Source organism: Alcanivorax limicola, from assembly GCF_019931215.1.
Classification (GTDB): domain Bacteria; phylum Pseudomonadota; class Gammaproteobacteria; order Pseudomonadales; family Alcanivoracaceae; genus Isoalcanivorax; species Isoalcanivorax limicola.
This window is the reverse complement of sequence record NZ_JAIOUB010000001.1, coordinates 1,044,047-1,068,764: the sequence shown is the minus strand read 5'-3', so window position 1 is coordinate 1,068,764 and position 24,718 is coordinate 1,044,047. Positions and strand designations below refer to the sequence as shown.

At 62.5% G+C, this 24,718-nt stretch carries 24 protein-coding genes; 13 read left to right on the top strand and 11 right to left on the bottom strand.

The genetic code is table 11. The features are described 5' to 3' along the window. Positions 1–11: 11 nt before the first annotated feature. Genes K8B33_RS04705 through K8B33_RS04690 form a run of 4 tightly spaced genes read left to right on the top strand, consistent with a single transcriptional unit; the run spans position 12 to position 3,445 of the window. A complete protein-coding gene (locus K8B33_RS04705; RefSeq protein ID WP_223423876.1) occupies positions 12–647 on the top strand; it encodes a protein-L-isoaspartate(D-aspartate) O-methyltransferase in 636 nt (211 codons plus the stop codon). A gap of 19 nt (positions 648–666) precedes the next feature. After that, positions 667–1,596, top strand: coding sequence for a DUF368 domain-containing protein (locus K8B33_RS04700; RefSeq protein WP_223423874.1), 930 nt, complete (start codon positions 667–669; stop codon positions 1,594–1,596). Further along, positions 1,593–2,519, top strand: coding sequence for a peptidoglycan DD-metalloendopeptidase family protein (locus K8B33_RS04695; protein WP_223423872.1), 927 nt, complete (start codon positions 1,593–1,595; stop codon positions 2,517–2,519). Before K8B33_RS04700 ends, K8B33_RS04695 begins: the two co-directional genes overlap by 4 nt. Positions 2,520–2,524: 5 nt before the next feature. Further along, positions 2,525–3,445, top strand: coding sequence for a cation diffusion facilitator family transporter (locus tag K8B33_RS04690; RefSeq protein ID WP_223423870.1), 921 nt, complete (start codon positions 2,525–2,527; stop codon positions 3,443–3,445). A gap of 31 nt (positions 3,446–3,476) precedes the next feature. Here the strand turns inward: K8B33_RS04690 and rnt are convergent, their stop codons facing one another. After that, positions 3,477–4,151 (bottom strand): ribonuclease T, encoded by a 675-nt coding sequence (gene rnt / locus K8B33_RS04685; RefSeq protein ID WP_223423868.1) that lies wholly within the window; start codon positions 4,149–4,151, stop codon positions 3,477–3,479. Between the two features lie 225 nt (positions 4,152–4,376). Between rnt and K8B33_RS04680 the strand changes: the two genes are divergently transcribed. From K8B33_RS04680 to K8B33_RS04665, 4 genes are all read left to right on the top strand, one after another. Beyond that, the gene (locus K8B33_RS04680) at positions 4,377–5,597 is read left to right on the top strand and encodes an argininosuccinate synthase (protein ID WP_223423865.1); all 1,221 of its coding nucleotides are present in this window, start codon (positions 4,377–4,379) and stop codon (positions 5,595–5,597) included. Between the two features lie 225 nt (positions 5,598–5,822). Further along, positions 5,823–6,263 carry an ATP-dependent zinc protease family protein gene (locus tag K8B33_RS04675; protein ID WP_223423863.1) on the top strand — a complete coding sequence of 147 codons (441 nt, stop codon included), beginning with the start codon at positions 5,823–5,825 and terminating at the stop codon, positions 6,261–6,263. Continuing rightward, a complete protein-coding gene (gene rimK / locus K8B33_RS04670; protein ID WP_223423860.1) occupies positions 6,260–7,168 on the top strand; it encodes a 30S ribosomal protein S6--L-glutamate ligase in 909 nt (302 codons plus the stop codon). The genes K8B33_RS04675 and rimK overlap by 4 nt, the downstream gene beginning before the upstream one ends. After that, positions 7,165–8,214, top strand: coding sequence for a succinylglutamate desuccinylase/aspartoacylase family protein (locus K8B33_RS04665; RefSeq protein ID WP_223423858.1), 1,050 nt, complete (start codon positions 7,165–7,167; stop codon positions 8,212–8,214). Before rimK ends, K8B33_RS04665 begins: the two co-directional genes overlap by 4 nt. A 527-nt stretch (positions 8,215–8,741) precedes the next feature. On the opposite strand, the gene K8B33_RS04660 is transcribed toward K8B33_RS04665, so the two are convergent. From K8B33_RS04660 to K8B33_RS04650, 3 genes are all read right to left on the bottom strand, one after another. Then, the gene (locus K8B33_RS04660; RefSeq protein ID WP_223423856.1) at positions 8,742–8,888 is read right to left on the bottom strand and encodes a hypothetical protein; all 147 of its coding nucleotides are present in this window, start codon (positions 8,886–8,888) and stop codon (positions 8,742–8,744) included. A 105-nt stretch (positions 8,889–8,993) separates the two neighbouring features. After that, positions 8,994–9,635, bottom strand: a complete 642-nt coding sequence (nth, locus tag K8B33_RS04655) for an endonuclease III (protein ID WP_223423854.1) — start codon at positions 9,633–9,635, stop codon at positions 8,994–8,996. Positions 9,636–9,711: 76 nt separating this feature from the next. Beyond that, positions 9,712–10,242, bottom strand: a complete 531-nt coding sequence (locus tag K8B33_RS04650; RefSeq protein WP_223423853.1) for a BrnT family toxin — start codon at positions 10,240–10,242, stop codon at positions 9,712–9,714. A gap of 124 nt (positions 10,243–10,366) precedes the next feature. On the opposite strand from K8B33_RS04650, the gene K8B33_RS04645 reads away from it, so the two are divergent. Continuing rightward, positions 10,367–11,200: an HAD family hydrolase gene (locus K8B33_RS04645; protein ID WP_223423850.1), complete on the top strand. Its 834-nt coding sequence runs from the start codon at positions 10,367–10,369 to the stop codon at positions 11,198–11,200. A gap of 14 nt (positions 11,201–11,214) precedes the next feature. On the opposite strand, the gene K8B33_RS04640 is transcribed toward K8B33_RS04645, so the two are convergent. After that, entirely contained in the window at positions 11,215–11,862 is a 648-nt protein-coding gene (locus K8B33_RS04640; protein ID WP_223423849.1) for a glycine zipper 2TM domain-containing protein, read from the bottom strand. Between the two features lie 218 nt (positions 11,863–12,080). On the opposite strand from K8B33_RS04640, the gene K8B33_RS04635 reads away from it, so the two are divergent. Continuing rightward, on the top strand, positions 12,081–12,491 hold the full coding sequence (locus tag K8B33_RS04635; RefSeq protein ID WP_223423847.1) for a DUF1330 domain-containing protein: 411 nt from the start codon (positions 12,081–12,083) through the stop codon (positions 12,489–12,491). Positions 12,492–12,513: 22 nt separating this feature from the next. Here K8B33_RS04635 and K8B33_RS04630 read toward each other — a convergent pair whose 3' ends face one another. The 6 genes from K8B33_RS04630 to rsxA are packed head-to-tail and all read right to left on the bottom strand — an operon-like array spanning position 12,514 to position 18,884. Then, positions 12,514–13,293: an electron transport complex subunit E gene (locus K8B33_RS04630; RefSeq protein WP_223423845.1), complete on the bottom strand. Its 780-nt coding sequence runs from the start codon at positions 13,291–13,293 to the stop codon at positions 12,514–12,516. Then, entirely contained in the window at positions 13,290–13,943 is a 654-nt protein-coding gene (rsxG, locus tag K8B33_RS04625; RefSeq protein WP_223423842.1) for an electron transport complex subunit RsxG, read from the bottom strand. Before rsxG ends, K8B33_RS04630 begins: the two co-directional genes overlap by 4 nt. Then, on the bottom strand, positions 13,943–14,968 hold the full coding sequence (rsxD, locus tag K8B33_RS04620) for an electron transport complex subunit RsxD (RefSeq protein WP_223423840.1): 1,026 nt from the start codon (positions 14,966–14,968) through the stop codon (positions 13,943–13,945). Before rsxD ends, rsxG begins: the two co-directional genes overlap by 1 nt. Before the next feature lie 30 nt (positions 14,969–14,998). Then, positions 14,999–17,719, bottom strand: a complete 2,721-nt coding sequence (rsxC, locus tag K8B33_RS04615) for an electron transport complex subunit RsxC (RefSeq protein ID WP_223423837.1) — start codon at positions 17,717–17,719, stop codon at positions 14,999–15,001. Continuing rightward, positions 17,716–18,303, bottom strand: coding sequence for an electron transport complex subunit RsxB (gene rsxB, locus K8B33_RS04610; RefSeq protein ID WP_223423835.1), 588 nt, complete (start codon positions 18,301–18,303; stop codon positions 17,716–17,718). Before rsxB ends, rsxC begins: the two co-directional genes overlap by 4 nt. Next, entirely contained in the window at positions 18,300–18,884 is a 585-nt protein-coding gene (gene rsxA, locus K8B33_RS04605; protein WP_223423833.1) for an electron transport complex subunit RsxA, read from the bottom strand. Before rsxA ends, rsxB begins: the two co-directional genes overlap by 4 nt. Positions 18,885–19,238: 354 nt before the next feature. Here rsxA and K8B33_RS04600 point away from each other — a divergent pair, with 354 nt between their 5' ends. The 3 genes from K8B33_RS04600 to K8B33_RS04590 all read left to right on the top strand — a co-directional run bounded on the left by K8B33_RS04600 (position 19,239) and on the right by K8B33_RS04590 (position 24,689). Then, positions 19,239–20,741: an amidase gene (locus K8B33_RS04600; RefSeq protein WP_223423831.1), complete on the top strand. Its 1,503-nt coding sequence runs from the start codon at positions 19,239–19,241 to the stop codon at positions 20,739–20,741. Then, a complete protein-coding gene (locus tag K8B33_RS04595; protein ID WP_223423829.1) occupies positions 20,738–22,897 on the top strand; it encodes a molybdopterin oxidoreductase family protein in 2,160 nt (719 codons plus the stop codon). The genes K8B33_RS04600 and K8B33_RS04595 overlap by 4 nt, the downstream gene beginning before the upstream one ends. Before the next feature lie 169 nt (positions 22,898–23,066). Beyond that, positions 23,067–24,689, top strand: a complete 1,623-nt coding sequence (locus K8B33_RS04590) for a BCCT family transporter (protein ID WP_223423827.1) — start codon at positions 23,067–23,069, stop codon at positions 24,687–24,689. Positions 24,690–24,718 lie beyond the last annotated feature (29 nt).

Below are 24,718 nucleotides of genomic sequence, written 5' to 3'. Positions count from 1 at the left end.
CCGGAATAGGCATGACCTCGGCACGGACCCGCGAGCGGCTGGTCAGCCGCCTGCGCGAAAAAGGCATTGAGGATGTGCGGGTGCTGGACCTGATCCGTAGCACGCCGCGGCATCTGTTTATCGAGGAGGCGCTGGCACACCAGGCCTACGACGATACCGCTTTGCCTATCGGTCATGGGCAGACCATCTCCCAGCCCTGGGTGGTGGCGCGCATGACCGAGTTGCTGATTGCGCCAGGCGTGCCCCGGCGCGTGCTGGAGGTGGGCACCGGCAGCGGTTACCAGACGGCCATTCTGGCGGCCCTGTGCGAGGAAGTGTACTCGGTGGAGCGCATTCGGCCGCTGCAGGATCAGGCGCGCAAGCGACTGATGTCGCTGGGCATGGCCCGGGTGCAGCTGCGCCATGCGGATGGTGGCATGGGCTGGGCCGCCGAAGCGCCATTCGACGGCATCCTGGCGGCGTGCGGGCGGCCGGACATTCCACAGGAATTGCTGGCGCAACTGGCAGACGGTGGTCGACTGGTGATGCCGGTGGGTGAACTGGACCAGCAATGGCTGACCGTGGTGGATCGTGAGGGTGATACGTTCCGGACCACGCGTCTCGATGCGGTGCGCTTTGTGCCGTTTCAGCGTGGCATTCTGAAGTAGCAACGGGAACAAGAGTGATATGAGGCGTTGGCCCGGTATTTATCTGCGTGGCCTGGCGATGGGCGCAGCCGATGTGGTGCCCGGTGTGTCCGGTGGCACCATGGCGTTGATCACCGGCATTTATGCCGAGCTGATCAACACACTGGCGGGGCTGAGCCCGCGTCTGATCGGCATCTGGCGCCGCGACGGACTGGCGGCAGCCTGGCGCGCAGGCAATCTGTCTTTTCTGCTCGTGCTGCTGGCCGGCATGCTCACCAGCATTGTGCTGCTGGCGCGGGGCATCCTCTGGGTGATGGCCCATTACCCGGTGCCGCTGTGGGCATTTTTCTGCGGCCTGATTATTGCCAGCATCCTGCTGGTGTTGCGCTCCCTGCGTGCTTTCGGTGTGCTGGCCTGGTTGATGACACTGCTTGGTGTGTTGATAGCGGCCTGGGTGAGCACGCGGCCGGGGCTCGACAGTTTTGGTCTGACCCCGCTGATTTTCTTCGTTTCCGGTGCCATCGCTATCACTGCCATGATTCTGCCAGGCATTTCCGGCAGCTTCATTCTGCTGCTGCTGGGCATGTACGCGCCGGTGCTGGCCGCTGTCAGCGATGGGGATCTGGTGCTGCTGGCCGCGTTTGCCGCCGGCTGCGCGACGGGGCTGCTGGCATTTGTCCATCTTTTACGATGGGCGTTGCAGCGCTTCAACGATGCAGTGATGGCGTTGCTGGCCGGTTTTATGGCGGGCTCGCTGGTGCGCCTGTGGCCCTGGCGTATCCCCGCAGAGCCCGGTGCAACGCTGGAACTGACCGTGCTGCCTGCCCGATACACCGAGGTGACCGGGTTGCCCGCCATGGTGCCCGCCGCACTGTTGGGGCTGCTGGGCGGCGTATGCCTGGTCTGGCTAGTTTCCCGTTACGGCAGGCATAATGAGGCGAATCCGGCAGTAGGGACCAGGACGCCTTGAGATTCCGGCAACGCGGGCACCATCACAGAGACCAGGCTGCGCCGTTGGCTGCGGGCCGTTGCCGTCAGCGGCGTGCAGGTGCTGGCGTGGTGCGGCTGTTGTCCGGGGTGGTGACGCTGGCTCTGCTATCCGGGGGCTGCGCTGCCAATAATGCGCCGGTGGTGGAATATGATGCGGGCGGCGCCCGCGCTGGCACCGGCACCATGAGCAGTCGTCCGGCCCAGGTCACCCGGGGCACCCACACGGTCGTGCGCGGGGATACGCTGTTTTCCATTGCCTGGCGCTACGGCTGGGATTATCGCGAGCTGGCGGCCGCCAACAATATCGCAGCCCCCTTTACCATTCGTCCCGGGCAGGAAATCCGCCTGGATCGCCGTACTACAGCCGCCGCACCACAGCCGTCAGCGCCGCCGGCACGGCAGACGCCGCCTGCATCCTCCTCCACACCATCGGCCAGACCGCCTGCGACCAGTGCGCCGTCGACCAGTGCGCCTGCACGCCAACAGCCACCACCGCGCCAGAGCACACCGTCTGTGGCAGGGACCGGTGATGTGAACTGGCGCTGGCCGGCGACCGGGGAGTTGCTGTCCCGCTTTGCGGCCCAGCAGGCCGGACAGAGCGGGATTCGCATTGCCGGTAGCAGCGGCGATCCGGTGGTGGCCGCCGCCAGCGGCGTGGTGGTCTATCGCGGTAATGGCCTGACCGGTTACGGCAATCTGCTGATCGTCAAACACAATGATCGCTGGCTGTCGGCCTATGCGCACAACGACGACATGCTAGTGCGGGAAGGCGACAAGGTCGACGCCGGGCAGCGCATCGCCACCATGGGGGCCACCGGCACGTTCCGTACCCAGCTGCATTTTGAAATCCGTCGAGACGGGGCGCCTGTTGACCCCCTCGGCCTCCTGCCGCGACGGTCCTGAGGGCTATGGCCGCCCCATGCACCCCGGAGCAGGCCGCGTCGCTGCTGCGCCGTGCCACACTTGCTTCGGTCTCCGTTGCCCTGATCCTGATTGTCAGCAAGGCCATCGCCTGGTGGTTGAGCGGTTCCGTGGCGCTGCTGGCGTCGTTGCTGGATTCCATCATGGATGGCAGTGCCTCACTGGTGACGCTGCTGGCCGTGCGCTACTCGCTGGTGCCGGCGGATGCCGAGCACCGTTTCGGCCATGGCAAGGCGGAAGCCCTGGCCGGGTTGGGGCAGGCTACTTTCATTACCCTGTCAGGGCTGTTTCTGCTGTATGAAGGTGTCAGCCGAGTGCTGAACCCGACCCCGGTGTCGGCCACCGGTATCGCGCTGGCAGTGATGGGGCTGTCGGTGGTGCTGACGATCCTGCTGGTGCGTTATCAGCGCCATGTGGTGCGGCGTACAGGCTCCACCGCTATCGCCGGTGATGCGCTGCATTATGTTTCGGACCTGGCCATGAATCTGGCCATCATCGGCGCCATCGTGGCAGCGCATTTCGGTTACCTGCGGGTGGATGCCGTGGTGGCGTTGCTGATAGGGGGATATATCCTGTATGCCGCCTGGCAGATCGGCTATCAATCGGTGCAGCTGCTACTGGATCGCGAGTTGGATGATGCCGAGCGTCAGCAGATTACGGCTGTGATTGCTGCCCAGCCGGGCGTGTTGGGATTTCATGACCTGCGGACCCGGCAATCCGGGCGCACCCGTTTCATTCAGGTGCATGTGGAGCTGGATGGCACGCAACCGCTGGAGCAAGCGCATGCGCGGGTCGTCGAGGTGGGGGATGCGATCCGGGCGGCCTTACCCGGTTCCGAGGTGATTATTCATGCCGACCCGGTCAAGGCTACCCATGCCGATCCGGTGCCGGAGCCCGGCTCTCGCTGAATTTTGTTTCGCCGCATCGAGATGCGGGGATTCAGAAGTCGCTGGTCTTGCGGGCCAGCGTCGGGGGCATTTCTGAGGGCGGTGGCGGCGGCCAGCCGCCCATGCCGCGCCAGCGGTTGACCATGGTGCAGAACAGTTCTGCAGTGCGGGTGGCGTCATACAGAGCCGAGTGGGCTTCGTTCTGGTTGAACGGGATGCCGGCCATCTCGCAGGCCTTCGCCAGCACGGTCTGGCCGAAGACCAGCCCGGCCATGGTGGCGGTATCAAAGCAGGAAAACGGGTGGAACGGGTCGCGCTTGAGGTCTGTGCGCAGCACGGCCGCCTTCATGAAATCGTGATCGAAGAAAGCGTTGTGGCCGACCAGAATCGCGCGCTTGCAGTGGTTTGCCTTGACCGATTTGCGCACGGCCTCGAAAACCCCGCGCAGAGCCATTTCTTCCGGCACCGCACCCCGCAGCGGGTTGTGCGGGTCGATACCGGTGAAATCCAGCGCCGCCTGCTCCAGGTTGGCGCCGTCAAACGGGTCCACATGGTAGTGCACACGCTCGGCTGGCCGCAGCAAGCCTTCGTGGTCCATCTCCAGCGTCACCGCCGCCACTTCCAGCAGGGCATCGGTATTGGCGTTGAAACCGCCAGTCTCCACGTCTACCACCACGGGCAGGAAACCGCGGAAGCGCAGCGCCATTGAAGAGCGAGATTCAGACATGGGGACTCCATCTACCAAGGGGCGCATGCTACCGGATTCAACCGGCCAGCGACAGGCGCGATGCCGGCTTTTCACCCCGACAGCCGATTCTCCTTGGCAGGAGCGTTTCCGCGGCGCATCAGGGCAGGTACAATATGCGCCCTGCGCGGCCCATGGCCCTGAGTCCCTGACCCGCGCAGACACATTGAATGCCTTGCGTTAAGCGCCCTAGCAGATGGAGTCCCCATGTCGGATATCAAGAAGGTTGTACTGGCTTATTCCGGAGGTCTGGATACCTCGGTAATCGCCAAATGGCTGCAGCAGACCTACAACTGCGAAGTCGTCACCTTTACCGCTGATATCGGCCAGGGCGAGGAAGTCGAGCCGGCACGTGCCAAGGCCGAGGCCATGGGCATCAAGGAAATCTACATCGAAGACCTGCGTGAAGAGTTTGCGCGCGACTACGTTTACCCGATGTTCCGTGCCAACACCATTTACGAAGGTGAATACCTGCTGGGCACGTCCATTGCCCGCCCGCTGATTGCCAAACGTCTGGTAGAAATCGCGGAAGCCACCGGCGCCGATGCGGTATCCCATGGCGCCACCGGCAAAGGCAACGACCAGGTGCGCTTCGAGCTGGGCGCCTACGCCCTGACACCGGGCATCAAGGTGATTGCTCCCTGGCGCGAATGGGATCTCAACAGCCGTGATCGCCTGATGGCCTATGCGGCCGAGCACGAGATTCCCGTGGACTTCAAGAAAGCCGGCACCAAATCGCCGTACTCCATGGATGCCAACCTGCTGCATATTTCCTACGAAGGCGGCATTCTGGAAGATCCTTGGGCGGAAGCTGAAGAAGACATGTGGCGCTGGACCGTCAGCCCCGAAGCGGCACCGAATGAGGCCGAGTATCTGGACCTGACCTATGCGGCCGGTGACATTGTTGCCGTTAATGGCCAGGCCATGAGCCCGGCTGAGGTGCTCGCAGAACTCAACCGCCTGGGCGGCAAGCACGGCATCGGGCGGCTGGATATCGTCGAGAACCGTTACGTGGGCATGAAATCACGGGGCTGTTATGAAACCCCCGGCGGCACCATCATGCTGCGCGGCCACCGCGCCATCGAGTCGCTCACGCTGGATCGCGAATCCGCGCACCTTAAAGACAGCCTGATGCCCAAGTATGCCGAGCTGATCTACAACGGTTACTGGTGGTCCCCGGAGCGCCTGGCAATGCAGAAGCTGATTGATGCCACCCAGGAGTGCGTCAACGGTGAAGTGCGCCTCAAGCTCTACAAAGGCAATGTGATTCTGGTGGGCCGTCGCTCGGAAGACAGCCTGTTTGATGCCAGCATCGCTACCTTTGATGACGACGCCGGCGCCTACAACCAGAAGGACGCGGAGGGCTTCATCAAGCTCAACGCGCTGCGTTTGCGCATTGCTGCACGGGCAGGGCGCAAGCTCTCCTGAGGCAACAGTTTTTTACCATTGCGCCATCCGTGTCCCGATCCTTTCCTGCCCATGCCCGGCATCCTGCCGGGCATGCTTTTGATGCCCCGCGACAGGTTTTCGTGCTCGCTCCGACGCCAGTAATATGTTGTTATCGCAACAGACGTAGCATAGCTGCAAGTGTCATGATGAACGCCAGAATCCGGCGGCCACACAGGATGCCGACAACACGATGACAAACACACCATGACAGAGAAAAGAACAGTGGGCTGGCGTGAATGGGCGAGGCTGCCTGCGCTCGGCATTGACGCCATCAAGGTCAAGGTGGATACCGGCGCCCGCACCTCGGCGCTGCATGCCTTCGAAGTGACGACATTCATGCAGGGCGATCAGGAGTGGGTGAAATTCCGCATTCATCCGATTCAGGGTGACAATGATTTCGAGCGGGAGTGTATCTGCCCCGTGCTTGATCGCCGTCAGGTGACAGATTCCGGCGGCCATCGCGAAGAACGGGTCGTCATTCGCACCGATATCGAGATGGGCGAACAACGCTGGCCCATCGACATCACGCTGACGGATCGCGATACAATGAAATTCCGCATGTTGCTCGGACGCACCGCCATGACCGCATTGCGCGTTGACCCTGCGGCCTCATATCTTTTGGGCACCCATGGAGCCAGACCATGAAGATCGCGATTCTGTCCCGGAATGCGAAACTCTATTCCACCCGCCGCCTTGTCGAAGCTGGCGAAGCGGCGGGCCACGAGATGCATGTCGTGGACACCTTGCGCTGTTACATGAGCATGACCTCACACAAGCCCGAGATTCATTTCAAAGGCAAGGTGCTGGAAAACTTCGATGCCGTGATTCCGAGAATCGGCGCCTCGATCACGTTCTACGGCACTGCTGTGCTGCGCCAGTTTGAAATGATGGGCGTGTTTCCGATCAATGAATCCGTGGCCATCACCCGCTCACGGGACAAGCTGCGCTCACTGCAGTTGCTGGCACGCAAGGGCGTCGGCCTGCCGGTGACCGGCTTTGCCAATGCGCCGGATGACATTCCCGATCTGATCAACATGGTGGGCGGCGCCCCGCTGGTGATCAAACTGCTGGAAGGCACCCAGGGCATCGGTGTGGTGCTGGCGGAAACCCGCCAGGCCGCCGAGTCCGTGATCGAGGCGTTCATGGGGTTGTCTGCCAACATCATGGTGCAGGAATACATCAAGGAAGCGGGCGGGGCCGATATTCGCTGCTTCGTGGTGGATGGCAAGGTCGTGGCTGCCATGAAACGCCAGGCCAAGGACGGCGAATTCCGTTCCAACCTGCACCGCGGCGGCAGCGCCGCCCTGATCCGCATCACTCCGGAAGAACGCGCCACCGCCGTCCGCGCTGCCCGCATCATGGGCCTGAACGTGGCCGGTGTGGATATCCTGCGCTCCAACCACGGCCCCCTGGTCATGGAAGTGAACTCGTCACCAGGCCTGGAGGGCATCGAGCTGGCCACCGGCAAGGACGTGGCCGGATTGATCATCCGCTTCCTGGAAAAATCAGCGCGGCCCTATCACACCGCCACCAAGGGAACCAAAGGATGACCGCTACTCCGTTCGAGCTGGGCGGTGTCAGTGTTGCACCCGGCCAGCGCACCATCGTTGAAATGCCGGCAGCGCAGTTGTACACACAGACACCGCTGAATATTCCGGTGCATGTCGTGCACGGCCGACAGAAAGGTCCGGTGCTGCTGGTGTGCGCCGCGATTCATGGTGACGAACTCAACGGCGTCGAAATCATTCGCCGCGTATTGCGCATGTCCTCCATGAAGCGCCTGCATGGCACGCTGGTAGCCGTGCCTGTCGTCAACGTTTTTGGCTTTATTCACAAGTCCCGCTATCTGCCGGATCGTCGCGATCTCAATCGCTGTTTCCCGGGCTCCGAAACCGGCAGCCTCGGCGCACGGATGGCCTGGCTGTTCAAAACCCAGATTCTGGACCGCGCCACTCATGCGGTGGATCTGCATACCGGCGCGGTATATCGCTCCAATCAACCGCAGATCCGCGCCAATCTGGAAAGCCCGGACACCGCCGCCATGGCAGAAGCCTTCGGTGTGCCGTTGATCCTCAATTCGGTGCTGCGGGATGGCACGCTGCGTGAAGTCGCCGAAGCGCAGAATATTCCGGTGATCACCTATGAAGCCGGTGAGGCGCTGCGTTTTGATGAAACCTCTATTCGGGTGGGTGTGCGTGGCATTACCAATGTCATGCGCCATCTGGGCATGCTCAGTGAGCGCAAGGTGCCGGGGCATCATGTCAAACCGGCGGTGGCTGGCAGCTCTGTCTGGGTGCGGGCTGAACGTGACGGGGTGTTCCGTTCTCTGGTAGCACTGGGGGCGCGAATCAAGAAGGACCAGATTCTGGGGCGCATCAGCAGCCCATTTACGGCTGACGAAATCGAAGTGCGCTCGCCCTGTGCGGGCATTCTGGTGGGGCGGGATAATTTGCCATTGGTGAATGAAGGCGAGGCGCTGTTTCATATCGCGCGCTTTGATGAGGTCAAGCAAGTGGCTCAGCAGGTCGAAGACTTTACCAACGGCATCGTCGATGCAGACCCCGTGGCTGAAAACGATCCGCCTATTGCGCCTTGAAGGAAGGCTTGTCTCTGATTGGTGGGCAGGTTTTCCAACAGAGAAGGTTGAGCGCCAATCGGTGTGTGGCGTGCTCTCTGGCTGGGTGGGTTACCCTCCATTGAGTACGCGTTGAGCCGGGGTATGCCCTTCCGGGACCGCTCAAGCCGTCCCTGGTCGCTCGCGCTTTGGCCATCCCTGGCCAAAGAGGTCCCTCCAGGGCATACCCCGGCTCAACGCTGGCAGTAGAGTCTGAGTTCGGTGGTTTTATCAACTTTTTGGAGGAACAAAGCCGCCGGTTGGCTGGGAGCTGTTAACTGGGCTGTGCGTGACGGCCCTCGGGGGGCGGGGATGTATTTTCAGGACTGTGTGAGACAAGGATGTCGAACACAAGCCTACAGGGACGTATTTACGGCGTGTCCTGAAAATACATCCCCGCCCCCCGAGGGCCACAACCACCAGACAAAGCAGAATGAAAAACACCAGGAAAAAAACTTCCCGGCTACTCTGCGATGAATATCAGGAAAGGCCCGCAGCTACAGCACGTTTCAGTTAGCGTCAGAGGTGTGGTGAGGGGCGTTATGGATGACCAGCGTTTCCTGCCGCGCTGTCCCTTCTGCAAAGACATCCTCGAAGATTTCCGGCATGTGTGCCGGTATCCATTGAAAGTTCTCGTTCTGGGTATCGTCAGCCATGTCCCGCTCCCCGCCAATACAGGTGATAGTTGAGTCTGGCGCGAGAGGGGGTGGTTTTTCCGTAAGGAAATTGTTGGGTTTTGGTTGCCGGGCAGCGTTGCCCTGCTAGTAGTCAGGCCGCTGGCTGATGGGCAGCTCACACAGATCCTCGATGATGCAGCTGCCGCACTTCGGCTTGCGGGCGATGCAGGTGTAGCGGCCGTGCAGGATCAGCCAGTGATGGGCGTCCAGTTTGAATTCATCCGGGATCACGCGCTCAAGGCGCTTTTCCACTTCCAGTACATTCTTGCCCGGCGCGATACGTGTGCGGTTGGAGACCCGGAAGATATGGGTGTCCACGGCAATGGTGGGCTCGCCGAAGGCGGTGTTCAGCACCACGTTGGCTGTCTTGCGGCCGACGCCCGGTAATGCTTCCAGTGCTTCGCGTGCTCTGGGAACCTCGCCGCCGTGCTCGGCCACCAGAATGCGGCAGGTCTTGATGACATTCTCGGCTTTGGCATTGAACAGCCCGATGGTCTTGATGTGTTCTTTCACGCCGTCTACGCCCAGCGCCAGCATGGCCTCGGGGGTATTGGCGGCCGGGAACAGTCGGGCGGTGGCCTTGTTCACGCCGACATCGGTAGCCTGGGCAGAGAGCAGTACGGCGATCAGCAGCTCGAAGGGGCTGGTGTAGTGCAGCTCGGTCGTCGGATTCGGCCGTTGGGCGCGCAGGCGGGCAAATATTTCGGTGCGTTTGGCTTTATTCATGGTGTGGTTCGATTCGGGGTTCGCTGCATTCTAGCGGCGTGGTCGGGGAATCGCATCTTTCTATTGTTCCCGTGACTTATTGTTCCTGTGGCGCGTCCTCGTTCTGCCAGTGCAGGGCAAGTTTGCGCTGCTTTTCGGCGCAATCGCGCAGATACAGGTTGATCAGGCTCTGGTAGGGCATGCCCATCTCGTCGGCCATGGTCTTGAAATAATCGATGGTCGCGGCTTCCAGGCGGATGGTGATCTGCTTGCGCTCGCGCTTGCTGTACGGGCTGGGCCGGGCGTTGCTGAAGTCGTATTCGCTGCGCATATCCATTACCCCTGTGGGCTTCTGCTGACTGAAATACTGATTTCCCTCGCCGGGGCTGGCTCGGCGGGCGGAAATCAGCCGGATGACATCGTCGCTGCGCCAGGTGTGGCAGACCACCAGCAGGTTCATACGCCGGCTCAGGCCGAGCAAGACGAAACGGTCCTCGTGAGGGTGATCCGGGTCGCAGATCACAAGCCCCGTGTCATCATCAAACACCGTGGCGGCTTCCTTGAAGCTGACGCGGTGCTTGCGCTGGTTGGTGCTGGCTTTGCTGTCATCCCACTCGAACGTGATCATAATGTAATTACTTTGTAGTTTCTCAGGGCGGAGGTGCGCCGTCAAGTATGGACCGTTGGTTGACTGGCTGTTGTCAGCGGTTGCTGATAGAAGAGGTAGGAGATCCGCCATTCGGGAGAGATGGATGAGCATACTGGCACTGCCGCATGCGCAGCCGGACGTCATACTGATTGATTGGCATGCGACGTTGGTGAATACCCACGATGCCATGTATCACGCGGTGGACGATGTGTTGCCGCGTTTACGCGAGTTGGGGTTGCTGGAGCGGTTGTTGACGGCGGAGCAGTCGAAGACGGTAGAGGATGCGAAGCTGGTGAAGTACGTGCGAGACCATCAGCGTTTGCATCCGAAGGTGGTGGCGGCGCGCAAGATTTCGCGTACGGATATCTTTGAGGTGCTGTTCGGGAATGACGAGGACGCCAAGCGGCGCGCGCATCTGGCGTTCGACAGCGCCTATCGCCAGCATGTGGGGGAGGTGGCGCCGCTGGAGGCGGATGCGCGGGTGCAGTTGACGAAGCTGCGGGAGCTGGGCATTGCGCTGGGGCTGATCTCCAATCGCAGTCGCGAGTTCATGGAACAGGAAGTCGCGCGGGTGGAGGAAGGCGGTTGGGCGGATCTGTTCGATGTCATGGTGTGCGGCAATGATGTGCCGCGCCGCAAACCGGCGCCGGATATGTTGCTGACGGCATTATCACGCCTGGGGAGGCTGCCGTCGGAGGCGTGCTGGTATCTGGGCGACAGCACGACGGATGTGATTGCGGCCAAGGCAGCGGGGGTTACGTCGATTTTCTATAATGGCGCCCACTGGGATCAGGCGTGGCTGGACAAGATCTTTCCCGGTACCCAGCGTCATCCGTCACTGCCCGACGCGGTGGTCACGGATTTGCCTGCGCTGGTGGCGATGGCCCGGCATCTGCAGGCGCAGAATATCCGGGTCACGCGCCACCGGGAGGGTTGACCACCGGGGAGGGTTCAGCGAATGACGACCTGGCCATCGCGCACCGGCAGGGTGTCGCCGGGGCGGTGGTCCATGCGCACGCTGCCGCGTTCATCGCCCAGCAGGTAGGTCACGGTATAACCGGTGGTCTCGCTGCGGGTGTCGTAGACGGTGCTGCACTGCAGTTCGGTGGTCGTGTAGGTGCGGCTGCGTTGCTGGTTGTCCTGGATACGGTTGCCGGTGTAGCCGCCCGCGAGAATGCCCGCGGCGGTGGCGACCTTCTTGCCGTTGCCGCCTCCCACCTGATTGCCCAGCACGCCGCCGACGACAGCGCCGATCAGGGTGCCTGCGGTGTTGTGTTCGCTGGTGATCGGCGCCTGGCGCTGGACCTCGACGACGTGGCAGTCCTCACGGGGTACCTGCCAGCTGCGGCTGATGGGCTCGACGTTCAGTACATGGGCCAGGGTTGGCGCTGCCGGGGCGACAGGCTCGACAGCCTGATCCGCGACCTTGTCGTGGATCGGCTCTTTTTTGTCGTGGAAAGTTTCGTCATGGAAAGTCTCGTCCTGGAACGCGACGGGCGCGTCTGCCTGGCGAGCACCGGCCTGGTAGGCGCCGAAGCCGACGCCCGAGAGGCCGATGATGCCGGCGGCAGACAGGGCAATCAGGTTGGTCTTGTCCATCTCGTCTCTCCTTGCATGGATTCGATACGCTGATTAAGACAGGCAATCGTGGTGTAAAGCGGGCGGAAATGTGGAAAAAGCGGGGAAGTGCTGTCCGGTCAGGGCCGGCTATTTCCGGTCATTGTGCCGACGGGCGCGGGCGGCAAGACTGGGGCCTCGACAATTCCTGCCACGCATCCACACAAGCACCCATACGTGGACCCACAACGGAGAGCATCATGCCCACCATTGATCCGGACCCGAAGCAGCTGCCCGCATTGCTGGCCAGCCTGCCGCAGGACACGCCCCTCGTCATGCTCAACCTGCTGCGCTTTCGCGACCAGGCGCAGTACAGCGATGCCAGTGAACCGGCGCGCAGTGGCCGTCAGGCCTATGGGGAATATTCAAAAACGGCGCTGGCGAAGGTGCAGGGTGTCGGTGGCCAGCTGGTATGGATGGGCCGTACGCAGGCGTCAGTGATTGCGCCAGAAGGGGAGCAGTGGGATGAAGTGCTGCTGGTGCGCTACCCCTCGGCGGCCGCGTTTGCCAGCATGCTGGCGGACCCGGAGTACCGGGCCGCAACGCGGCATCGCAGCGCTGCGCTGGAGGATGCACGCCTGATCGCCAATGTGGAGCAGCCGCTGGGGTAGCGTCGGCGTAAACGGTGTAGCGTCAGTTCACACTGCCGGTGGTGCGGACGCGGCGGTTGCCCTTGATCACTGGGCCTTGCTGGCGCCGGGCGCGCTCGCGGATGAATTTGTCGATCACGTTCTTGCCGGCAATGATCAGTCCCAGGCCGATGAAAGCGCCGGGGGGCAGGATCGCCACCAGGAAGCCCCGGTAGTCGGCGACCAGGGTGATCTGCCAGTCCCGCGCCATCTCGCCGAACAGCAGGTGCATATTGGCAAACAGCGTGCCTTCACCCACCGCCTCGCGCATGGCGCCGAGCAAGACCAGGATCAGCAGAAAGCCCAGCCCCATGACGAAGCCGTCGTACGCCGCTGGCAATGGCGCATTCTTGGAGGCGAAAGCGTCAGCGCGCCCGAGGATGGCACAGTTGGTGACGATCAGCGGAATGAAGATGCCGAGGATCTCGTACAGCTCGAAGGTAAACGCCTGCATGACCATTTCAATGACCGTCACCAGCGCCGCAATGATCATCACGAAGGCGGGCAGACGCACCGCGGGTGTGACGACATCACGGATGAGCGATACGACGAGATTCGAGGCGATCAGCACCGCCATGGTGGCCAGACCCAGGCCAAGGGAATTGACGACCGTGCCGGTCACCGCCAGCAGGGGGCACAGGCCCAGAAGCTGAACGGTGGCCGGATTGTTTTTCCACAGGCCGTTGTTGGTCAGTGCGCCATAGTCCGCCGTGGGCGTCGCGGCAGGCGTCGTATCCTGCTCAAGGTCAATGCCGGTCGGGGCGGTGGTGTCGGTACTGCTCATGACCTGCTCCCGCAGCCGCTCATGTCCGGGGCGGCTTCTGATTCTGCAGCGAAGAGACTGTCGCGCTGCGCCTGATAAAAGTCCAGAGCTCGATATACGGCGCCAACAACCGCGCGCGGGGTAATGGTCGCGCCGGTGAAGCTGTCGAAGTCGCCACCGTCCTGACGTACGGCCCAGTCCTTCGGCGGCGTGTCCGCCAGGGAACGGCCGTCAAAACTCAGGATCCAGTCGGACTTGCGCGTTTCGATCTTGTCGCCCAGCCCGGGCGTTTCATTATGCGGCGGGACGATTCTGACGCCAGTAATGACCCCGTCATAGTCCACACCGATGAGCATGGCGATATTGCCACCGTAGCCATCGGGCGCGGCGGCTTCAAGCACTGCACCACTGGGGGCGCCGTCCAGACGCGCCCGGTACAGGGAGTAGCGGCTCCGGCCCAGGCGGGAATCGGTGACGGTAATGCGATCTTCCAGCAGGCTGTTGTCGGCGTGCGTGGCGGGCATCACCGCCAGCAGGGATTCTTCCAGCGCGAACTGCCTGTTGCAGGCGACCCGGTCGCGGGTGCGGTCGTTGGTCCACGCCAGCATTGCTGCTGTGGCGATGGCAAACAGGCCGAGGATCACGGCGTTGCGGATGATCGCCTGGTGCATCAGCCGGTCCTCCGTTTGGCTTTGTCGTGGCCGTAGGTGCGGGGCTGGGTGTAGTAATCAATGGTCGGGGCCGCCAGGTTCAGCAACAGCACGGCAAAAGCGACCGCGTCAGGGTAGCCCCCCAGGCTGCGAATGACCCAGATCAGCACGCCGATCAGGGCGGCATAGATCAGCCGGCCCCATCGGCTGGTGGCGGCAGAGACCGGGTCGGTGGCAATGAAAAAAGCCCCGAACATGGCGGCACCGCTGAACAGATGGAACAACGGGCTGGCGAAGCGTACCGGGTCATACAGCCAGAAGGGCAGGGCGCACAGCGCCAGGCCGCCGAGGAAACCGGCCGGGATATGCCAGGTGATGATACCGCGCCACAGCAGGTACAGGCCGCCGAGCAGAAACGCTACGTTAACCCATTCCCAGCCGACCCCGGCGAAGACGCCATGCAGGATCTGCTCATTGGCCAGCGCCGCAGCGTCGCCAGCCCAGGTGCGGAAGCTGTCCAGCGGCGTCGCCCCCGTCATCAGGTCTACGGTCTCGGCATACCGCCCCAGGAACAGCTGCACCGAGCCCATGAAATACTCGGGCCCCTCGCCCGGCGCAAACCAGCGCGTCATCTCGATGGGGAAGGAAATCAGCAGCAGCACGTACCCGGCCATGGCGGGGTTGAAGGGATTCATGCCCAGCCCGCCATAGAGCTGCTTGGCTACCACAATGGAGAAGCTGACGCCGATCAGTGTCAGCCACCAGGGTGCGGAAGGCGGTATTGCCAGCGCCAGCAGCACGGCGGTCACCAGCGCACTGTTGTCGCGCAGATAAAAGCCCACGGCCTTGCCCCGCGCCTTGAGCACCGCTGCTTCGCTGGCCAGCGCAATCAGCATCGCCCAGATCACATTGATCAGTGAGCCCCAGCCAAACAGCCAGGTCAGCACCGCCAGCCCGGGCAGGGTGGCGAGCATGACTTCGCGCATCAACCGGCCGGTGCGTTGCTGGCCGGTGGCATGGGGTGAGGTGACCTTGATCAGGGCCATCAGCGGGTGTCCTTGTCGTACATGAGCGCGTCAGACATCAGCAAGCCCCTGGTCGGCAACCGCCTGCTTGAGTGTGCGGGCGGCCTCAAGCGCTGCTTGCTCGGCGGCGGCCAATTCCTGTTGAAGTACCGCTATTTGCGCCTCATCGCCAGCCTCGCGGGCTGCGGCCAGGGCGGCCGTTTTTTCCCGCGCGGCGCTCTCGGTGCGCGCGGCGGCGAGTTTGAGGGTTTTCAGGTCGCTGCCGGTGGCCTGTTTCATGGCCGCCTTGGCCTCGTCCACCAGCAGGTTCAGCTGGGTTTTGGCCAGATCGGCTTTTTTCTTCAGCTTGTCGACACGCGCCTGTTGCACATCCAGATCATCAGCGCCTTCCCGGGTTGCCCGCTCGAGCGCCGCAGAGGCGTCTTTCCACTGCTTGTTGGCCATGTTGAAGGCGGTTTTCAGTGCCTTCATGCGCTTTGCCCGGGCCGCGCTTTCTGCATCGGTGCTTGCGGCGACGGGGGCAGCGGCGTCTGTCTCTGTCGGCATGGTCGATGTAGCCGGTGAGACCGATGAGACCGGCGCGACAGTGACCGCCGGGGCTCGGTCTTTCGCGTCACGCAGTTCCGCCTTGAGCTGGTCAGCGCGGGCTTTCAGTTCGTCTGCTCTGGCACGCAGGGCATCGGCATCGTCGGCATTGTCTTCGGCGGCGGCCTTGGCGGCCTTCAGCGCATTCTTGTACTGGCTGGAGGCCTCGCCAACGGCTTTCTTCAGCTCGGCGACGGGGTCTGCTGCCGGCGGCGCGGCTGTCACGGCGGGGGCCTGGTCCTTGGCCTCGCGCAGGGCATTCTTGAGTTCGTCGGCACGCCCCTTGAGGGTATCTGCTTCGGCGCGCAGTGCGGCGGCCTCGGCGCTGCCTGAGGCCTCGGCCTCTTTCGCCGCCTTGACCGCCTGCTTGTAAGCGGAGGAGGCTGCGGCCACCGCTTTCTTCAGGTCTGCCACCGGATCGCTGGCTGGGGCTGCTGGTGTGGCAGCCGCGCCGCTGGCTTTGGCGTCGCGGACGGCCGCCTTGGCGGCATCGGCGCGGGCCTTGAGGGTGTCCGCCTCGGCACGCAGTGCATCAATATCCTCGCCTGCCGCTTCGGCGGCTTTCAGGGCTTTCACGGCAGCCTTGTAGGCGGAGGATGCTTCCAGGGATGCGGCTTTCAGCGCGGCCATGTCCACGGCGGGGGCGCTGTTGCTGCCCGGCGCCTGTTTCTGGCGATTGGCCGCCAGGCGCGCCTGACGTTTGGCTTCTTTCTCCGCTTTTTCGCGCTCGATGCGTGCCGTGCGGGCTTCGAAGCGTTCCCGGGCGCGGTCGGCTTTCTGCTGCTCTGCGGCCTGCTGGCGCAGGGCGCCCTTGGCAAAGCGGTAGTACTGCACCAGCGGAATATGGCTGGGGCAAACGTAAGCGCAGGCACCGCACTCAATGCAGTCCATCAGGTTGTAGTGCTGCGCGCGATCGAATTCCCCGGCTTTGCTGTACCAGTACAACTGCTGGGGCAGCAGATCCGCCGGGCATACCTCGGCGCAGGCGCCGCAGCGAATACAGGGTTGCTCCGGTTCCGGTTCCGGCAATTCCTGCGCGGGGGCGGCAATGATGCAATTGGTGGTCTTCACCACAGGTACAGTCGGGTGGTCGATGCTGAAGCCCATCATCGGGCCGCCCATGATCAGCCGGCCGTCGTAGTCGCCGTGCTCCGCCAAGTTGACGCCGCCGAAGGCGAGCAGGTCCTTCACCTGGGTGCCGAGCAGCACCTCGACATTGCCCGGCGCGCTGAACGCGGTGCCGGTGAGGGTGGTGATGCGGCTGATCAGCGGCTCGCCGTGGCTGAGCAGGCGATGGATCGCCCAGGCGGTGCCGGTATTGTGGCACACCACACCCACTTCGGCCGGCAGGCCGCCGGCACGCACTTCCTTGCCGGTGAGTATCTGGATCAGCTGCTTTTCCCCGCCGGACGGATACTTGGTGGGGACGACGACAATCTCGATATCGGTGCCGGCCGCCGCCGCGCGCATGGCCGCGATGGCCTCCGGCTTGTTGTCCTCGATGCCGATCAGGGTTTCTTGCGGCTGCACCAGGTACTGCAGCGCCTGTACGCCTGCGATGACGCCCTCTGCCCGTTCCCGCATCAGCAGATCATCGGCAGTGATATAGGGCTCGCATTCCACGGCGTTGATGATCAGCTGTTCGATGCGCTGGCTGTCCCGCAGATTGACCTTGATGGCGGTGGGGAACCCCGCGCCGCCCATGCCGGCAATCCCGGCTTCCCGAATCAGGCCCACCAGTTCGGCACGGGGCAACTGATGGTAGTCCGGGTGCGGTGTCAGGGGCGCCCAGCGATCCTCGCCGTCGCTGTCGAGCACGATACACAGGGCATCCAGGCCGGACGGATGCTGGATCGGTCGCGCTTCGATGGCGCGGATGACGCCGGACGTGGGCGCATGGACGGCGGCGCTTACCGGGCCCGACGGTTCGGCAATCTTCTGGCCCTTGAGTACCGTGTCGCCCACCTGCACGCAGGGCAGGGCGGGGGCGCCGATGTGCATGTTCAGCGGCAGCACCAGGGAGTGCGGTATGGGGCCCGGGCGAATGGGTGTCTGATTGGACAGCGTCTTGTGCTGGGGCGGGTGTATGCCGCCATGAAAATCGTGCAGCCGACGGGTATTGCCTGCCAGCAGTGGCTGGCGCGCGGGCGCGGACTTGCCGGGTCTGAGCAGCGACAGCAGATTCATGGCAGGTTCACCAACGCAATTTTGCGGGCTGGCTGATGGCCGACGCCGGGCGGCCGCGACCAGCCCCAGGTCTGCAATGTCGGTGCTACGTCGATCATGTCGATGCAGTCCACCGGGCAAGGCTCCACACACAGATCGCAGCCGGTGCATTCATCCACGATCACGGTGTGCATCAGGCGCGCCGCGCCAACGATGGCATCTACCGGGCACGCCTGGATGCATTTGGTGCAACCGATGCACTCATCCTCGCGGATATAGGCCACTTTCTTGATGTCGGAAGTATCGCCGTGTTCGTCGTCCAGCGGCAGCACCTCGCGCCCCAGCAGGTCCGAGAGTTCCTGAATGGTGGTTTCGCCACCGGGCGGGCATTTGTTGTGTTCTTCGCCCTCGGCAATGGCTTCGGCATAGGGGCGGCAGCCGGGGTGACCACACTGGCCGCACTGCGTCTGGGGCAGGATGGCGTCGATCTGATCCACAATGGGGTCGCCCTCGACGCGGAAGCGCTCCGACGCAAAGCCGAGGATGGCGCCGAATACGGCGGCCATGGCCAACAGGGCGGCTACAGCAATCAGGATCGTCGTCATAAGCGAATCAGACCACTGAAGCCCATGAATGCCAGCGACATCAGGCCGGCGGTGATCAGACCAATGCTGGGGCCACGAAATGCCTCCGGTACATCCGCCACGGCAATGCGCTCACGCATGGCCGCAAACAGCACCAGCACCAGAGAAAAGCCCAGCGCAGCGCCGAAGCCGTAGGTCAGCGAACTGAGGAAGCTGGTGTTCTCGGCGCGCACGTTCAGCAACGCGACGCCCAGCACGGCACAGTTGGAGGTGATCAACGGCAGGAACACGCCCAGCACTCGGTAGAGCAGCGGGCTGGCTTTCTTGACGAACATTTCGGTGAACTGCACGGCTGCCGCGATCACCAGAATGAAGGAAATGGTGCGCAGATATTGCAGCTCGAAGGGCACCAGAATGTAGGCCCAGGTGAGATAGGCGAGCACCGACGACAGGGTCAGCACGAAAGTGGTGGCCAGGGACATGCCCATGGCGGTCTCCACTTTGTTGGAAACCCCCATGAACGGGCACAGGCCCAGGAACTGGACCAGTACGAAATTGTTGACCAGCACCGCGCTGACCAGAATCAGGAGATATTCAGTCATATCGCAAACAGGTCGTCAGGGTTGGGCCATCAGGCATCGGGGCCGTCATCATGGTGTCGTAACCGATGGTGTCGCATCCGATGGAGTCGTGTACGGGCTATACATGCCGTCTACCCTCGTAACAGGGCCATAGTATGGAGCAGCAGCCCGGAGCGCTCAAGCGCACAGGCAACAAGGTTGTTGGTGCACATTGTGAACGCGCAGCGCGAGCTTGGCCATGACGGGTAAACACCCCGTTTATTGACAAGGCGAGACGGGCAGGACGCAATGTGGTCTTCACCGACTGGCACCGTAGCGTAGGCAGGGTATGATCGGGGTCGCTGCAACAATTGGATTGCCCAGGGGAAGCAAAAAATGAACTTTGATGAATACCGCAAACATGATGCGCTGGGTCTGGCTGCGCTGGTGGCAAAAGGGGATGTCACCGCAGAAGAGCTGCTGCACATCGCCATCAGTCGCACCGAGCAGGTGAATCCAGCGCTTAACGCGCTGATCCATCCGTTGTTCGAGCAGGCCAGGAAGCGCGCGGCGGGGCCCTTGTCCGGGCCCTTTGCCGGGGTGCCCATGCTGTCCAAGGATCTGTTCCAGGATATGGCTGGTGCGCCTCACTACATGGGCTGCCAGGGTCTCAAGGCGGCAGACCATCGCCCCGCCGAGGATTCAGAGCTGGTGCGGCGCTGGCTGGCTGCCGGTCTGGTGATCTTCGGCCGCACCAACACGCCGGAGTTTGGTGCCAAGGGCATCACCGAGCCGGACGCCTACGGCGCGACCCGCAACCCCTGGCATACCGACCACACACCGGGCGGTTCTTCGGGGGGCTCGGCGGCGCTGGTGGCGGCAGGCGCGGTGCCCATGGCGGGCGCCAATGATGGGGGTGGGTCAATTCGTATTCCGGCGGCCTGCTGCGGTTTGTTCGGCCTCAAGCCGGGGCGCGGGCGCACGCCCTGGGGGCCGGAGTTTACCGAGGCCATGCACGGCATGGCGATGAATCACGCGGTCACCCGCAGCGTGCGCGACAGCGCCGCGCTGCTGGATGCGGTGCAAGGTGATGAGCACGGCGCGCTGTTCCGGCTGGCGCCGCCGGAGCGTCCCTATATCGAGGAAGTGACACGCGATCCCGGTCAGCTGCGCATCGCGTTTACCTCCCGCTCGCCGATCAACACGCCTGTGGACCCGGAAGCCGTGCGTGCCGTGGAGGATGCAGCGCGCTTGCTGACGTCCCTCGGCCACATCGTGGTAGAGGCCGAGCCGCACATCGACATGGATGCGCTGACCATGGACTGGCTGAAGCTGTGGTTTGCCAACTGTGCCGCGACAGTGGATATGGTGCGCAAGGCGACCGGGTGTGGCGATGAAGGGTTCGAACCCGATACGCTGGTCATGGCCGCGTTTGGCCGCAGCATTCGCGGCAACGAGTATGTGGAAATCTGCCAGCGTATTCAGGACTACATGCGCCAGCTGGCGAATTTCTTCCAGAACCATGATTTCCTGATGACGCCGACACTGGCCATGCCACCAGCGAAAATCGGTGCCATGGCAACACCGCGCTGGCAGCAGCAGGCCTCCAAAGTGATTTTGCGACTCGGTGCCTCGCGGCTGATTCTCAAGTCCGGCATGCTGGAAACCATGGCGCAGGAAAACCTGAAATACACCCCGTTCACCCAACTGGCCAATGTCACCGGTGTGCCCGCCATGTCCGTGCCCCTGCACTGGTGCGATGCGGTGTCCGGCAATGGCTTGCCGCTGGGCGTGCAGTTCGTCGGCAACCATGGTGACGAGGGCAAGTTGCTGCGTCTGGCGGCGCAGCTGGAACAGGCCAGTCCCTGGTTCGATCGGCTGCCTCAGGAGGCATCATGAGCGACACACAGACCCACTACCGTACCTGTAATCTCTGCGAAGCCATGTGTGGCATCGAAATCACGCATGCGGATGGCAAGATCCAGAGCATTCGCGGTGACAAGGATGACCCGTTCAGTCAGGGGCATATCTGCCCCAAAGCCGTAGCGCTGAAAGATATCCACGAAGATCCGGATCGTCTGCGGCGGCCGATGATGCGGGTCGGTGACAGCTGGAAAGAAATCAGCTGGACCGAGGCGCTGGATCGCGCGGCGGAAGGCCTGAAGAAGATCCAGGCCGAGCACGGCCGCAACGCCGTCGCGTCCTACCTTGGCAATCCGAACGTCCACAACACGGGCGCGATGCTGCTGGGGCGCTTGCTGCACAACAGCCTGAAAACCCGCAACAGGTTTTCAGCGACCTCAGTGGATCAGTTGCCGCATCACATTGTGGCGCACCACTTGTTCGGGCATCAGCTGAAGATTCCGGTGCCGGATATCGACCGCACGGATTTCATGCTGATTCTGGGCGCCAATCCGATTGCCTCCAACGGCAGCATCATGACCGTGCCGAACGTGAAGAAACGGCTGCAGGCCATTCAGGGGCGCGGCGGCAAAGTGGTGGTCATTGATCCACGCCGCACGGAAACCGCCGCCATTGCGTCGAGCCATCATTTTATCCGTCCGGGCACGGATGTGTTGCTGCTGCTGGCCATGATCAACGTGTTGTTCGCCGACAAGCTGGTGCGCGAGGACAGCCGTGTGCTGGCCCTGTGTGACGGGCTCGAGGCGCTGCCGGAAGCTGTCGCACCCTGGACGCCGGAGCGGGTCGCACCGCTGACCGGCATGGACGCTGGCGAGATTCGCCAGTTGGTCGCATCATTCTGCGCGGCGAAGCGCGCTGTCTGTTACGGCCGTATGGGCGTCTCGGTGCAGGAGTTCGGGCTGCTCAGTCAGTATCTGGTGATGCTCATCAACCTGTTGACCGGCCGCCTGGATGAAGAGGGCGGCATGATGTTTACCCGCCCTGCGGTGGATGTACTCAGTCACGCCGGGCCCGGGCGTCTGGGGCGCAATCACACGCGCGTGCGCCAGCTGCCGGACTTCGGTGGTGAGTTCCCGGTGTCGGCGCTGGCGGAGGAAATCCTGACGCCGGGTGAAGGGCGTATTCGTGCGCTGGTCACCGTGGCGGGCAACCCGGTGTTGTCGACGCCCAACGGCGTGCAACTCGACGAAGCGTTTGCATCGCTGGATTTCATGGTAGCCATCGATTTTTATCTGAATGAAACCAACCGCCATGCCGACCTGATACTGCCGCCGGTCAGCCCGCTGGAGCGGGAGCACTATGATGTCATCTTCCACACGCTGGCGGTGCGCAACACGGCACGGTATGCCGATGCGCTGTTCAGTCCGCCGAAGGATGCCCTGCATGACTGGCAGATTTATCTCGGGCTTGCCGAGCGCATGGACCCACCGAAAAACCTGCGTGATCGTGCTTCCCGCGCGCTGCTCGGGCGCACGGGGCCGCGCGGCCTGCTCGCCATGATGCTGCGTTTTGGCGCCTGGGGGCGCGGCTTGCGGCCTGGTGGCCTGACGCTGGGCAAGCTGCGCCGTAATCCCCACGGGATTGATCTGGGCCCGCTGACACGCAGTTTGCCCGGTGCCCTGAAACATGCGGACAAGCGTATTCATCTGCATACGGAATTCTATCTGCCGGATCTGTTGCGGGTGGAGCGACATTTCTTCGGGGATGATGCCATTGCGCCGGAACAACCTCTGCTGATCGGACGGCGGCATGTGCGCAGCAATAATTCCTGGCTGCACAACAGCCACCGGCTGGTGAAAGGCAAGTCTCGCTGCACCGCGATGATTCATCCTTCCCACGCACAATCGCTGGGCGTCAGTGATGGCGATTTGCTACTGATCACATCCCGCGTGGGCAGTATCGAAGTAGCGGCGGAAGTCACGGCGGACATCATGCCTGGTGTGATCAGCGTGCCCCATGGCTGGGGGCATCAGCGCGTCGGTATTCGTCAGCAGATTGCGGCAGAACACCCGGGTGTGAGCGTCAATGATCTGACCGACGACCAGCGTATCGACATGCTGTCGGGCAATGCAGCGCTCAATGGTGTGCCGGTAACGGTGGCGCGCGCCAACGCATTGGCAGACGCGGTGTAACGCCCGATTCCCGGCGAGCGTCGTGGTCGGCGGCGCGATTCCGGCAGCGTGGCGCGCCGTGGCACCGGCATCAGGCGGTGTCACGGCTGGCCAGCGGCTGTCCGCTTCGCTATGGTTGTGACACTTCCGCCGGGCTGCGGCGCTTGACTCAACCACCACCGGGGGTGTGATGTTTGCCAGGGAACGCGTTTATTTCCTTTCTGCGGGTCTGATTTTCTTGCTGGTATTGTTTGGTGCCGCCTTTCCGGCTGAATTTGCCAGGGGCGCCGGTGTTGCCCTGGCAACGCTGGGCCATTACTTCGGCTGGTTTTATCTGCTGGCCGTGTTCATCTTCGTCGTTTTTCTGCTGTACCTAGCGCTGGGGCGTTACGGCAAGATTCGCCTGGGGCCCCAGGACAGCGCGCCGGATTACAGTTTCTTTTCCTGGATCAACATGCTGCTGTCTGCCGGTTTCGGCGTCGGCCTGGTGTTTTATGGCATGGCGGAACCCATGCTGCATTTTCTGACGCCACCCCATGGCATGGCGGAAGCCGGCACCGAAGCAGCAGCGGAGCTGGCCTTTCAGTACAGCTTCTTTCACTGGGGGATCAACCAGTGGGCGGCCTTTACGCTGGTGGGGCTGATCATTGCATTCTTTCAGTTCCGCAAGGATCGCCCCGGGCTGGTCTCGAATATGGTGGAACCGATGCTGCGTAGCGTGAAGCGACCGCGGCCGATCATGGACGGGCTCAATGTGCTGGCGGTGATTGCCACGGTAATGGGAGTGGCCACTTCCCTGGGGCTGGGCGTGCTGCAAATGAACGGCGGGCTCGAATCCCAGTTTGGCTGGGCCAATAATTTCTGGACCAAAGCGGCGATTCTCAGTGCCATGTTTGTGGTGTACACCGCTTCGTCATACTCGGGGCTGGATCGGGGGATCAAAGTGCTCAGTAACATCAACATGACGTTGGTGCTGATCTTCCTCGCCTACATGCTGATTTCCGGCCCCACCATCTATATCCTCGAAACGTTTGTGCATGGCATGGCAGGGTATCTGGGCAACTTCATTCAGATGAGCCTGACCTTGCCGCCCCGCGACAGCTCCGGCTGGATGAACGAATACACCGTGTTCTACTGGGCCTGGGTGATCGCCTGGTCACCGTTTGTCGGCACGTTTATCGCGCGGATATCCCGGGGCAGGACCATCAAGGAATTCGTATTCGGTGTCATGTTCGTGCCGCCCCTGCTGGCGTGCGTCTGGATAGCGATTTTCGGTGGCAATGCCATGTTCCTGCAACTTGAAGGAACACTGGACCTGGCGGCAGCCGTGGACAGTGATGTGACATCCGGGCTGTTCCGGATGTACGAGGTCATGCCCTATACCGCAGCGCTGTCGGCGCTGACGCTGCTGGTGATCTTTATCTTCCTGGTGACCTCGGCGGATTCGGCAGCCTATATCGTGGCGCAGATGACGGATAACGGGTCTCTCAATCCGCCGCTTTACAAGCGCCTGAGCTGGGGGGTGCTGATTTCGGCGATATGTATCACGCTGATCGCGGCCAGTGGTCTGCGGGGGTTGCAGTCAGCGTCGCTGGTGTCAGCGCTGCCGTTCTCCATCGTGCTGTTCATGATCATGATTGTGCTGGTGCGAGAGCTCTCCAGTGATCGGCGGGACATGCTGCTCAATCTTTATCATCGCAATGATGCAACGCCAGTGGGTGGGGATATCTTCGAAACGGATGAATTCAGCGAGCTCGATACCGAAGAGCGCATCCGGCGCAGGTTGGTCACGCGCAATCCGCGTCTTAAATAACACACATCAAATAACACACATCAAATAAT

What these genes read in the sequence shown, in the direction of transcription:
- K8B33_RS04650 (WP_223423853.1), bottom strand. Translation starts at nt 10,242, where the DNA reads ATGATCACGTTCGAGTGGGATGACAGCAAAGCCAGCACCAACCAGCGC.
- K8B33_RS04595 (WP_223423829.1), top strand. Translation starts at nt 20,738, where the DNA reads ATGAGCGACACACAGACCCACTACCGTACCTGTAATCTCTGCGAAGCC.
- K8B33_RS04645 (WP_223423850.1), top strand. Translation starts at nt 10,367, where the DNA reads ATGAGCATACTGGCACTGCCGCATGCGCAGCCGGACGTCATACTGATT.
- nth (WP_223423854.1), bottom strand. Translation starts at nt 9,635, where the DNA reads ATGAATAAAGCCAAACGCACCGAAATATTTGCCCGCCTGCGCGCCCAA.
- K8B33_RS04705 (WP_223423876.1), top strand. Translation starts at nt 12, where the DNA reads ATGACCTCGGCACGGACCCGCGAGCGGCTGGTCAGCCGCCTGCGCGAA.
- K8B33_RS04665 (WP_223423858.1), top strand. Translation starts at nt 7,165, where the DNA reads ATGACCGCTACTCCGTTCGAGCTGGGCGGTGTCAGTGTTGCACCCGGC.
- rsxB (WP_223423835.1), bottom strand. Translation starts at nt 18,303, where the DNA reads ATGACGACGATCCTGATTGCTGTAGCCGCCCTGTTGGCCATGGCCGCC.
- K8B33_RS04690 (WP_223423870.1), top strand. Translation starts at nt 2,525, where the DNA reads ATGGCCGCCCCATGCACCCCGGAGCAGGCCGCGTCGCTGCTGCGCCGT.
- rsxC (WP_223423837.1), bottom strand. Translation starts at nt 17,719, where the DNA reads ATGAATCTGCTGTCGCTGCTCAGACCCGGCAAGTCCGCGCCCGCGCGC.
- rnt (WP_223423868.1), bottom strand. Translation starts at nt 4,151, where the DNA reads ATGTCTGAATCTCGCTCTTCAATGGCGCTGCGCTTCCGCGGTTTCCTG.
- K8B33_RS04630 (WP_223423845.1), bottom strand. Translation starts at nt 13,293, where the DNA reads ATGAGCAGTACCGACACCACCGCCCCGACCGGCATTGACCTTGAGCAG.
- rimK (WP_223423860.1), top strand. Translation starts at nt 6,260, where the DNA reads ATGAAGATCGCGATTCTGTCCCGGAATGCGAAACTCTATTCCACCCGC.
- K8B33_RS04660 (WP_223423856.1), bottom strand. Translation starts at nt 8,888, where the DNA reads ATGGCTGACGATACCCAGAACGAGAACTTTCAATGGATACCGGCACAC.
- K8B33_RS04700 (WP_223423874.1), top strand. Translation starts at nt 667, where the DNA reads ATGAGGCGTTGGCCCGGTATTTATCTGCGTGGCCTGGCGATGGGCGCA.
- rsxA (WP_223423833.1), bottom strand. Translation starts at nt 18,884, where the DNA reads ATGACTGAATATCTCCTGATTCTGGTCAGCGCGGTGCTGGTCAACAAT.
- K8B33_RS04635 (WP_223423847.1), top strand. Translation starts at nt 12,081, where the DNA reads ATGCCCACCATTGATCCGGACCCGAAGCAGCTGCCCGCATTGCTGGCC.
- K8B33_RS04600 (WP_223423831.1), top strand. Translation starts at nt 19,239, where the DNA reads ATGAACTTTGATGAATACCGCAAACATGATGCGCTGGGTCTGGCTGCG.
- rsxG (WP_223423842.1), bottom strand. Translation starts at nt 13,943, where the DNA reads ATGCACCAGGCGATCATCCGCAACGCCGTGATCCTCGGCCTGTTTGCC.
- K8B33_RS04590 (WP_223423827.1), top strand. Translation starts at nt 23,067, where the DNA reads ATGTTTGCCAGGGAACGCGTTTATTTCCTTTCTGCGGGTCTGATTTTC.
- rsxD (WP_223423840.1), bottom strand. Translation starts at nt 14,968, where the DNA reads ATGGCCCTGATCAAGGTCACCTCACCCCATGCCACCGGCCAGCAACGC.
- K8B33_RS04675 (WP_223423863.1), top strand. Translation starts at nt 5,823, where the DNA reads ATGACAGAGAAAAGAACAGTGGGCTGGCGTGAATGGGCGAGGCTGCCT.
- K8B33_RS04680 (WP_223423865.1), top strand. Translation starts at nt 4,377, where the DNA reads ATGTCGGATATCAAGAAGGTTGTACTGGCTTATTCCGGAGGTCTGGAT.
- K8B33_RS04640 (WP_223423849.1), bottom strand. Translation starts at nt 11,862, where the DNA reads ATGGACAAGACCAACCTGATTGCCCTGTCTGCCGCCGGCATCATCGGC.